We start from the raw sequence: 9411 nt of genomic DNA, 5'->3' as shown, positions 1-9411 counted from the left end.
TGGGCCGGGAGCCGCGGCCCGCAACAGTATTGGGACGGTATTGGTCTCAGGAATGACAGTCGGCACGATCTTCACGCTGTTCGTTGTGCCGGTGTTCTACTCGTTGATCGCAGCGCAACACCAGCCGGAACTGGAGCCTGAGGGGATCGCGCTCGATGCCGAGGATGAAGAGCTGCTCACGATGACAGCACGGAGCTGAAGGAATGCTCGAAAGATACCAGCCATGCTGACAATTACTTCAGAGAAGAATCGCGATTCGGTGCGACTCAGATTGGAGGGCAGCCTGACCGGACCATGGGTCGGCGAACTCGAGCACGAGTGGCGAACCATCCAACCGGCTGAAGGAATCCCTCTTGTCGTTGATCTCACGAACGTAACCTTCGTGGGAGAGGACGGCAAGCTTCTATTGACACGGATGTGGCGAGAAGGCGCACAATTGATTGCGACAGGATGTTGCATCGGTTACCTTGTGGAAGAGATCGCTCGGTCACAACCGACTACATCCTCTATCCGATGCGGAACGAAATAAGCGGAGTCGTCATGCGCATACTGAGTCTCTTCATAGGTTCTTTCTTATTGACCGCCTGTGCTCTGGGCCCGGACTACACCAAACCTCAGACCGATGGGGAAGATCGGTTTCGCATGGCGGAGGGGCCATCAGACCTGCCCTCATTGGCCAATCTGGCCTGGTGGGATCTGCTGCGCGACGAGCAATTGCAGACCTTGATTCGAACCGCATTGGCGGAGAACCGGGACCTCCAGCACGCCGTCGCGGTCGTCGAAGAATTTCAGGCACGCGCCTTTATCACCCGACAGGACTTCTTTCCTGGCATCACGGCGTCCGGCAATCTCCCGTTTGACCGGAAGACCGTCTTCCTCGTGCCCGGCTTTGCGAACCCCTTCAATTATTATCTGCAGGGCAACCTGTCCTGGGAGATCGATATCTTCGGGCGGATCCGGCGCTCGTTCGAAGCGGCGCGCGCCGATCTGCTCGCGAAGGAACAAAACCGCCGCGCCGTCGTCCTCCAGCTGGTCAGCGGCGTCGCGGAAGGCTATTTCAATGTGCTGCAGCTTGACTCGCAGCTCGAGACTGCTCAGCGGACCCTGCAATCGTGGGAGGAATCGGTGCGGATCGCGCAAGCCCGGCTTCGCCAAGGGATGACGTCGAAACTGGATGCCGATCAATTCGAAGCGGAACGGGCCAATGCCGCGGCCCGGACGGCCGAACTGCAACGGCAGATGATTCAAGCCGAGAATGCGCTGAGCGTGCTCCTCGGCCGCAAACCCTTTGCCGTGACGCGCGGCCGATCGTTGAACGACCAAGTCATGCCGCCCGAGGTCCCCCCCGGGTTACCGTCTGAGCTGTTGCAGCGGCGCCCGGATCTCTTACAGACCGAACAGCAGCTGGCGGCCGCGACAGCCCGCATCGGCGCCGCCAAGGCGGATCGGTTTCCCAAGATCACGCTGACGGGCCTGGTCGGAGCGGCCAGTCCCGAGTTATCGCAGTTTTTCACCGATCCGGCGTCCTTCGGGGTCGCGGGAGCCGGCTTCGTGGGTCCTCTGTTGAACAGTATGGCCCTGGGATTTCAGCAGGACGCGGCCGAAGCGCTGCACCGACAGGCACTCGCACAATATGAGCAGAATATCCTCGTGGCTTTCCGCGAGGTGGAGGACGCGCTCATCGCCGTCCGGACGTCCCGTACACAGAGCGACGCGCAGCGCCAGCAGGTGGCGGCGCTCCAGTCCGCGCTGAAGCTGGCCGAACTCCGGTACAAAGGGGGGCTGGCAAACTACCTCGATGTGCTCGTGGCCCGGCGGAATCTCTTCGAAGCGGAGCTCGCCTTGACCAGCACGCATCGGCTGCACTTGGTCTCCATCATCCACCTCTACAAGGCCTTGGGAGGCGGCTGGTCGTCAGTGGAGTCCGCTCAGCAGATACCGGCGGCCAACGTCGTCGAAGCACGGAAAGATTGAGGAACTGGAAGACCGGGCATTTACACCGGTGAGAATCAATGGGACGCTCACGCATCCAGCTCAGTCATCGGTTCAACGGTTCCTTCGCGTGTAAATAGGCCGAGCACAGCAACGTGCACGTGACCTCTTCTAAGAGCAAACACGTCCTCCCAGTCGTGCGGCAGATGCAGCATCTTGCGAAACCGCCGACAGCAACAATCCTGTCGATTTCACCGACTCTGCAATTAATCCGTTGGACCAAGCAGGCTCACTCGAAAAAGGAACCTTTGCCGGCTGACGAGCAAATTCGGCATATCCTAATGTGGTTTCCCGCAGAAATGACCGTGGTCGTTTTGATGCCGTTGCTCGCAGCCGCCACATGGGGCGCGGCGTGAGTGTTCTCATAGCCGGCCTTTACTGTAAGTATAGAAATTACAAAACGTTTTCGAAAGGAAGAGGAACATTGAAAGATCAATGTCGATTTCAGACCTACTCGTTCGACTATAGATAAACGAAACCATTGGCCAAACCGACGACGAGACGACAGAGGAGGCTGATATGCGATTCATGGTTATTGTGAAAGCCACAAAAGAATCGGAAGCTGGTGTCATGCCCAGTACACAACTGCTGAGCGAAATGGGCAAATTCAATGAAGAACTGGTGAAGGCGGGGGTGATGCTGGCGGGTGAAGGACTCCAACCGAGCTCGAAGGGTGCGCGCGTCAGATTTTCGGGAAAGACACGCACCGTGATCGACGGTCCCTTTGCCGAAACCAAAGAGCTTATTGCAGGCTATTGGCTCTGGCAGGTGAAATCGAAGGAAGAGGCGATCGAATGGGTTAAACGCTGCCCCAACCCCATGCCCGGAGAATCCGAGATCGAAATTCGCCAAATCTTCGAAGCGGACGACTTCGGCGCCGAGTTCACGCCCGAGCTTCGGGAACAAGAAGAACGATTGCGAGCAGAGACGACCAAAAAGAAATAGAGATATCTCGCCCAAAGGCGGGGCTACGCTCATAGGAACCCAATCTCAAACGCACGGCAGGACAATAACAAAGGATAATGCTCATGGGATACGTCGATGGTTACGTTCTGCCCGTTCCAAAGAAAAATCTGAAAGCGTATCGCCGCCTCGCGCAGCAAGCGGCGAAACTCTGGCGCGAGCACGGCGCCCTCGACTACAAGGAGTGTGTCGGCGACGATCTCACAACGAAGATGGGCGTACCGTTTCCGAAACACGCTAAGGCCAAAGCCGGTGAGACGGTCATCTTCGCGTACATTGTGTTCAAGTCGCGCTCCCACCGAGATCGCGTCAACGCCAAAGTGATGAAAGACCCGCGTATCCATACTCTGTGCGATCCAAAAGACATGCCTTTCGATTGCAAACGGATGGTCTATGGCGGATTCAAAGTGCTGGTCGGTCTACCGTAGATTAAAAAATGGTGAAGCGCACGCAGATAGGCGCTGGAATCGAGGAGAGGCGAAGGCGACGAAGTTGCCAGCCGACTAAGACGCGTCTTGAACGGAATGTTTTCAAACTGTACAGACAGCATATCGTGGCAACAAGCATTTGATAACCCCCAAGGAGGGCATTATGCAGCTGAAACAATTAACAGTGATCACAGTATGTCTCATGCTGACCGGCTCGCCGGTGTTGGCAAAGGAAAAGAAGCACGAGAAGCACCTGGACGAGAAAACCATGATGGAGATGTGGCAAAAGGCAGCCCAGCCCGGTGAGCCGCATACACTATTCGCCAGTCTCGCCGGCAGTTGGACGACGCAAACCAAGGAATGGATGGAGCCGGGCAAGCCTCCGATGGAATCCGCCGGCACCGCAGAGATGAAGATGTTGCTCGATGGGCGATTTCTGTATCAGGAATACACCGGCCAGATGATGGGGCAACCATTCTCTGGCGTCGGGATCGATGGCTACGATAATCTGACCAAGAAATATGTCACGGCCTGGATCGATACGATGGGAACCGGTATTTTCCTCATGGAAGGCACGGCAAGCCCGGACGGCAAAACCATTACATTGCGAGGCTCGCATCCTGAACCGGGAGGCGGGAAGATGACACACCGCGCTGTCTGGAGGATCGCCGACGCCGATAACCATACGTTCGAAATGTACGGCGCTCATGGAAAAGAAAAAGAAACGAAGTTCCTGGAGATCGTCTATACGCGCAAGCAGTGAGGCATGGTGAGATGCCACGTCATAGAAGTTCGACTGGGGAACCGTCTCCCGCCCGGACGCGGCTGGGGTAGTGTTTCGGCATAAAGATGAGTTCGGAAACTTACACCCCCGGCCATACGACAAATGCGACCGACTTCATGTCGAAACGCACACTGCAGTCGCACGGCCGATTCTTTTCCACGTACCTCCGCAAGGGCGCCTGCATTCTGGACTGCGGATGTGGTCCCGGCTCCATTACGCTGGACATCGCCTCGGTCGTCGCTCCAGGGAGCGTCACTGGGATTGATTCTGGCGAATCGCAAATTGAAATGGCAAAAGCCATCGCGGCTGAACGCTCCATACAAAACGTGGTCTTTCAGACAGCATCGTGTTATTCGCTTCCTTTCTCCGATTGTTCCTTTGATCATGTTTTTTGCCATGCGCTCATGGAGCATTTATCCCGACCGGCTGAGGCTCTCAAAGAATTCTTCAGAGTTCTGAAACCCAGCGGATATATCGGAGTCTGTAGCCCGGATTTTGGCGGACTACTAGTGGCGCCACCATCGAATGCCCTGGCCGAGGCTATCTCGGTTTACACGTCGATGCAGAGGGCGAATGGAGGCGATCTTCACATTGGCCATAAGCTTGGCGCATACCTATCTGAAGCCGGGTTCACAGCCATTCAGATGAGCGCCAGGTATGAATGCTATCCATCCCTCGCTTTCATCGGTGAATACCTGGCGTTGCAGCTTGAGCAACAGGGACATAAAAACCACGCGCAACGACTTCTTGAGTGGAGCACGAGCGAGGCGGGAATGTTCGCCCAGGCCTGGGTTTCCGCTGTCGGAAGGAAATGAAAGTCCTGCGGAAGAACGGTGGTGGAAGGACCGGGTACATCGTTCGACCGAGGCATACAAGCGGGGCGAGTGCTCAAACATGAGACGGAACGTTGTCACTGTTTCCATCCACCATATGTAAACGGTCAACGCAACACTTTCAAAGCCCATGCGAAAAAAGCCTGACATCCACCGTTGTCCTTGGGTGGACTTGAGCAAACCGGATTACGTGGCCTATCACGATACCGAATGGGGTGTTCCCGTCCATGACGATCGACGCTTATTCGAATTCCTGATATTGGAAGGCGCGCAAGCCGGACTGAGCTGGTATACCGTGCTGCGGAAAAGGGGCAATTACCGCATCGCCTTTGATCGTTTCGATCCTGAGAAGGTGGCGGAATATGGCGAACGAAAAGTGCAAGAGCTGCTCGCGAATCCAGGCATTATTCGGAACAAGGCCAAAATCCTCGCCTCGATCAACAACGCCCGAAGCTTTCTGAAAGTCCAAGAGGCCTTTGGAAGCTTCGCTGCCTACATCTGGCGGTTTGTAGACGGCAAGCCGATCGTGCACCAACTCAGGACACTCGGCGATTATCCGGCAACGAGTCCGGAGTCGGATGCCATGAGCAAGGATCTGCGCCAAAGAGGCTTTCAATTCGTGGGATCGACGATCTGTTATGCGCACATGCAGGCAACGGGCATGGTGAATGACCATACAATCACATGCACACGAAGGCAGGAGATCTTGAAGGGATACGGAACATCGTCTGCACGAACAAGATTGCGATGAAGTGGCTTAAAGACCTATGAGCTCCCTGGCGTGATCTCATGCGCTAGTCCCAGAACAGTTTTGCCGTGCCCCTTCTGGGCGTTGTCGATTTTCTTGCCGTCGGACGACTAGCTTACGAGAAACTGTGAACTGCCCATCACAACCGGTCATCGAAAGAAAGGAGCCATGCAATGAGCAGTGTTCGAGTACTGGTCGGCACCCGCAAGGGCGCATTCATTCTCACATCCGACGGCGCTCGCAAGCGGTGGGACGTGCAAGGGCCACTCTTCGGCGGTTGGGAGCTGTATCACCTCAAAGGCTCGCCGGCTGATCCGAATCGGATCTATGCATCACAAACGAGCAGCTGGTTCGGGCAAGTCATTCAACGCTCGGATGATGGCGGTAAAACCTGGAATGCCCCCGGGAGCAAACCCGAAGATCTCATGGGACCCGACGGTATGCCGAAGGGTGAGAGCAACATGTTTCTTTACGATACTTCCACGGGAACGGGGAAACCGCTCACGACGCACCAACATTATGACGGCACGCAGCGTCCATGGGAATTCAAACGGGTATGGCATCTCGAGCCGTCATTAACCGATCCCGATACAGTCTACGCCGGCGTCGAGGACGCGGCCTTGTTCCGTTCGACCGACGGCGGGCGAACATGGCACGAACTCGCCGGGCTGCGCGATGTGAAAGGAAGTTTGTGGCAACCGGGCGCCGGAGGAATGTGCTTGCATACGGTGCTCCTGGACCGGACGAATCCTCAGCGTATCTATAGTGCCATCTCCGCGGCCGGCGCGTTCAGAACCGATGATGGCGGCAAAACCTGGCGGGCAATCAACCGCGGCTTGAAATCGCAATATGAGTTGCCTGATCCGGACGCAGATGTGGGCCACTGCGTACACAATATCACCATGCATCCATCGCGCCCGAACGTGCTGTTCATGCAGAAGCACTGGGACGTGCTGCGGAGCGTCGATACCGGCGAGTCCTGGCACGAGATCAGCGGCAACTTGCCGAGCGATTTTGGATTTCCGATTGTCGTTCATGCCCACGAACCGAATACGGTCTACGTCGTGCCGATCAAGAGTGACTCCGAGCACTATCCACCGGAAGGGAAGCTGCGCGTGTATCGCAGCCGTACAGGAGGAGACGAATGGGATGCGCTGACAAAAGGCCTGCCGCAAGAGAATTGTTATGTCAATATTCTGCGGGACGCGATGACTGTCGATCAACTCGATCCTTGCGGCATTTATTTCGGGACAACCGGTGGCCAAGTCTATGGCTCCGCCGATGGCGGCGACAGTTGGGAACCGATTGTACGGGACTTGCCGGCGGTATTATCGGTAGAAGTGCAGACGCTGTAGTGCGAAGGTCGAGGCTGAGGTTCAGACTTGAGTCTCGAAGTGAAAGCCTTCTTACCTTAGCCTAAACCTTATCCTGAAGGGAAAGTATGGTTCGAGTCGTACTCCCGGCACATCTGCGGACCCTGGCGCGCGTCAACGGTGAAGTGACGCTGGAAGTCGCCGGCCCCGTGACGCAACGTGCGATTCTCGATGCGCTTGAAACCCGCTATCCGATGTTACGTGGGACAGTCCGTGATCATGTTACGCACAAACGTCGGGCGTTCGTGCGTTTTTTCGCCTGCGAGCAGGACCTCTCTCATGAGTCGCCGGATACTCCCCTGCCCGACGCCGTCGTCACGGGAGGCGAGCCGTTCCTGATCGTGGGAGCCATGGCGGGAGGATAGTAGCCGCAACAGAGAAACCAAGAAGTAAGTCACCGAACGTCAACCGAAAGGAGAATGCGATGAACAAGCCAGTCAAGCCGATTCCAGATGGAATGCATACCGTGACCCCGCATTTGGTGTGCGCCGGCGCCGCCGATGCGATTGAATTTTACAAGAAGGCCTTCAATGCCGTGGAACTGGGGAAAATACCTGGACCTGAAGGGAAGCTCGTCCATGCTTTGATCCGAATCGGCGATTCCACCATCATGCTCGTCGATGAATTCCCCGCTCACAACACACTGGGGCCGAAATCGCTCAAAGGTTCTCCCGTCACCATCCACCTCTATGTTCAGAATGTGGATACGGTCTTCAATCAGGCGGTCGCAGCCGGCGCGAACATCACGATGCCGGTCGCCGACATGTTCTGGGGAGATCGTTACGGCGTGCTCGAAGATCCCTTCGGCCACCATTGGTCGGTTGCCACGCATGTTCGAGACGTGAATCCGGACGAATTGCAGAAGGAAGCGCAAAAGGCTTGCGGCTGACAATACTCAGATCTTCGAGATGTCCGGGGCCACAAGGGTGAGAAGGAAATGAACGGAATGGAGACCATCTATGCCAGGACAGTGACCGCATCCTACTTACCAATCCATGTGTGAAGACGAAAGAGAGAGACAATGCCTATCATACAACGAATTACCCCTTGTCTGTGGTTTGACGACCAAGCCGAAGAAGCGGCGAAGTTCTATGTATCGATTTTCAAGAACTCGAGGATGGGACTCATAACACGCTATGGAGAAGCCGGGGCCCAGGTCTCCGGACGGCCGAAAGGCTCGGTGATGACCGTCACGTTCGAGATCGAACACCAGGAATTCGTGGCGTTGAACGGCGGCCCCGTCTTCAAATTCACCGAAGCGGTCTCTTTTATGGTGAAGTGCGAGACGCAAGCCGAAATCGACGAGATGTGGGACAAGCTTTCCCATGGCGGAGAACCGGGACAATGCGGATGGCTGAAAGATAAGTTTGGCCTGTCCTGGCAAATCATCTCTCCGGAATGGGACAAGATGCTGCGGGACGAGGATGCGAAAAGGTCCGAACGAGTGATGGAGGCCATCCTTCACATGACGAAGCCCGAGCTTCGAACAATCCAGCGAGCCTATGACGGCAGGTGAAGTACTTGTCCGGACGTTTTCAAGATGGAGACATCGCATTTTCTGGCTGTATCAAAGTTGAACGCTCGGTGAATCACCAGTGGTATCTCATGAAGTAAGATGATAGCGTGGGTCACCATAGTCTGGAATCGATCGCTTTCCCCCGCGCATTCGCCGCGCGACCTTCCAGTCTGCTGACGAACCACTTCTCACAGGAGGTCCCTATGAGACGCCCATATCTATTGTTTTCGCTGTCCGCTTGGAGCGCAGTGCTGTTGTTCTCGACTGTGGCTGCATGCGCGGGAGACCAGAAGAAAGAAACCACACCAATGACGGTTTCGAACGGGAAACAGGTTACCTTGGAATACACCCTGAAACTGGACGATCAATCGGTCGTGGATACCAATGTCGGTGGAGAACCGCTAAAAGTCACTCAGGGTGGACACCAAATCATTCCAGGGGTCGAGAAAGCGCTCGATGGGATGGCGGTTGGTGAGAAAAAGAAATTCACGGTCGCGCCAGCCGATGGATACGGCACCGTTGATCCCAAAGCATTTCAGGAAGTGGACAAAAATCTGGTGCCGGCTGATTCCCGAAAAGTCGGAACACAGTTGGAAGGAAAGACTGCCGATGGGCAAAAGGTATTTCCGAGGATTTCCGAAGTGAAGAACGAAACGATCGTGCTTGACTTCAACCATCCGCTGGCAGGCAAGACGCTCTACTTCGACGTCAAAGTCCTTGACGTCGCGCAAGCCTCGTTGAAGTGATTCCATCCCCTTCGTGCGGGACGATCAC

14 protein-coding genes are annotated in these 9411 nt (G+C 55.7%); all 14 read left to right on the top strand.

The window, feature by feature from the left end; translation table 11 throughout:
* On the top strand, positions 1 to 199 hold a 199-nt coding region (locus ACOSYY_RS01950), incomplete at its 5' end, for an efflux RND transporter permease subunit (protein WP_421660585.1).
* A 24-nt stretch (positions 200 to 223) separates the two neighbouring features.
* The gene (locus ACOSYY_RS01945; RefSeq protein WP_421660584.1) at positions 224 to 529 is read left to right on the top strand and encodes an STAS domain-containing protein; all 306 of its coding nucleotides are present in this window, start codon (positions 224 to 226) and stop codon (positions 527 to 529) included.
* A gap of 11 nt (positions 530 to 540) precedes the next feature.
* A complete protein-coding gene (locus ACOSYY_RS01940; RefSeq protein WP_421660583.1) occupies positions 541 to 1974 on the top strand; it encodes an efflux transporter outer membrane subunit in 1434 nt (477 codons plus the stop codon).
* Between the two features lie 119 nt (positions 1975 to 2093).
* The gene (locus ACOSYY_RS01935) at positions 2094 to 2348 is read left to right on the top strand and encodes a DUF2214 family protein (protein WP_421660582.1); all 255 of its coding nucleotides are present in this window, start codon (positions 2094 to 2096) and stop codon (positions 2346 to 2348) included.
* A gap of 163 nt (positions 2349 to 2511) precedes the next feature.
* Entirely contained in the window at positions 2512 to 2937 is a 426-nt protein-coding gene (locus tag ACOSYY_RS01930) for a YciI family protein (protein WP_421660581.1), read from the top strand.
* Between the two features lie 83 nt (positions 2938 to 3020).
* The gene (locus ACOSYY_RS01925; protein ID WP_421660580.1) at positions 3021 to 3383 is read left to right on the top strand and encodes a DUF1428 domain-containing protein; all 363 of its coding nucleotides are present in this window, start codon (positions 3021 to 3023) and stop codon (positions 3381 to 3383) included.
* Positions 3384 to 3546: 163 nt separating this feature from the next.
* Complete coding sequence (locus tag ACOSYY_RS01920) at positions 3547 to 4146, top strand: DUF1579 domain-containing protein (protein ID WP_421660579.1); 600 nt, start codon at positions 3547 to 3549, stop codon at positions 4144 to 4146.
* Between the two features lie 137 nt (positions 4147 to 4283).
* Complete coding sequence (locus ACOSYY_RS01915; RefSeq protein WP_421660578.1) at positions 4284 to 4982, top strand: methyltransferase domain-containing protein; 699 nt, start codon at positions 4284 to 4286, stop codon at positions 4980 to 4982.
* Between the two features lie 148 nt (positions 4983 to 5130).
* Positions 5131 to 5751: a DNA-3-methyladenine glycosylase I gene (locus ACOSYY_RS01910; RefSeq protein WP_421660577.1), complete on the top strand. Its 621-nt coding sequence runs from the start codon at positions 5131 to 5133 to the stop codon at positions 5749 to 5751.
* A 170-nt stretch (positions 5752 to 5921) separates the two neighbouring features.
* Positions 5922 to 7103, top strand: coding sequence for a sialidase family protein (locus tag ACOSYY_RS01905; protein ID WP_421660576.1), 1182 nt, complete (start codon positions 5922 to 5924; stop codon positions 7101 to 7103).
* A gap of 86 nt (positions 7104 to 7189) precedes the next feature.
* Complete coding sequence (locus ACOSYY_RS01900; protein WP_421660575.1) at positions 7190 to 7486, top strand: MoaD/ThiS family protein; 297 nt, start codon at positions 7190 to 7192, stop codon at positions 7484 to 7486.
* A gap of 59 nt (positions 7487 to 7545) precedes the next feature.
* The gene (locus tag ACOSYY_RS01895; protein ID WP_421660574.1) at positions 7546 to 8010 is read left to right on the top strand and encodes a VOC family protein; all 465 of its coding nucleotides are present in this window, start codon (positions 7546 to 7548) and stop codon (positions 8008 to 8010) included.
* Between the two features lie 132 nt (positions 8011 to 8142).
* Positions 8143 to 8637 (top strand): VOC family protein, encoded by a 495-nt coding sequence (locus ACOSYY_RS01890; RefSeq protein WP_421660573.1) that lies wholly within the window; start codon positions 8143 to 8145, stop codon positions 8635 to 8637.
* 203 nt (positions 8638 to 8840) lie between these two features.
* A complete protein-coding gene (locus ACOSYY_RS01885; RefSeq protein WP_421660572.1) occupies positions 8841 to 9383 on the top strand; it encodes an FKBP-type peptidyl-prolyl cis-trans isomerase in 543 nt (180 codons plus the stop codon).
* The last annotated feature ends 28 nt before the right edge of the window (positions 9384 to 9411 follow it).

This window comes from Nitrospira sp. BLG_2 (assembly GCF_049222245.1).
The sequence above is the reverse complement of the archived record's forward strand: the minus strand, read 5'-3'. Positions and strand labels throughout refer to the sequence as shown.

Excerpts from the sequence above, each read along its gene's own strand:
- ACOSYY_RS01945 (WP_421660584.1), top strand. The coding sequence starts at position 224 with ATGCTGACAATTACTTCAGAGAAGAATCGCGATTCGGTGCGACTCAGA.
- ACOSYY_RS01940 (WP_421660583.1), top strand. The coding sequence starts at position 541 with ATGCGCATACTGAGTCTCTTCATAGGTTCTTTCTTATTGACCGCCTGT.
- ACOSYY_RS01930 (WP_421660581.1), top strand. The coding sequence starts at position 2,512 with ATGCGATTCATGGTTATTGTGAAAGCCACAAAAGAATCGGAAGCTGGT.
- ACOSYY_RS01925 (WP_421660580.1), top strand. The coding sequence starts at position 3,021 with ATGGGATACGTCGATGGTTACGTTCTGCCCGTTCCAAAGAAAAATCTG.
- ACOSYY_RS01920 (WP_421660579.1), top strand. The coding sequence starts at position 3,547 with ATGCAGCTGAAACAATTAACAGTGATCACAGTATGTCTCATGCTGACC.
- ACOSYY_RS01915 (WP_421660578.1), top strand. The coding sequence starts at position 4,284 with ATGTCGAAACGCACACTGCAGTCGCACGGCCGATTCTTTTCCACGTAC.
- ACOSYY_RS01910 (WP_421660577.1), top strand. The coding sequence starts at position 5,131 with ATGCGAAAAAAGCCTGACATCCACCGTTGTCCTTGGGTGGACTTGAGC.
- ACOSYY_RS01905 (WP_421660576.1), top strand. The coding sequence starts at position 5,922 with ATGAGCAGTGTTCGAGTACTGGTCGGCACCCGCAAGGGCGCATTCATT.
- ACOSYY_RS01900 (WP_421660575.1), top strand. The coding sequence starts at position 7,190 with ATGGTTCGAGTCGTACTCCCGGCACATCTGCGGACCCTGGCGCGCGTC.
- ACOSYY_RS01895 (WP_421660574.1), top strand. The coding sequence starts at position 7,546 with ATGAACAAGCCAGTCAAGCCGATTCCAGATGGAATGCATACCGTGACC.
- ACOSYY_RS01890 (WP_421660573.1), top strand. The coding sequence starts at position 8,143 with ATGCCTATCATACAACGAATTACCCCTTGTCTGTGGTTTGACGACCAA.
- ACOSYY_RS01885 (WP_421660572.1), top strand. The coding sequence starts at position 8,841 with ATGAGACGCCCATATCTATTGTTTTCGCTGTCCGCTTGGAGCGCAGTG.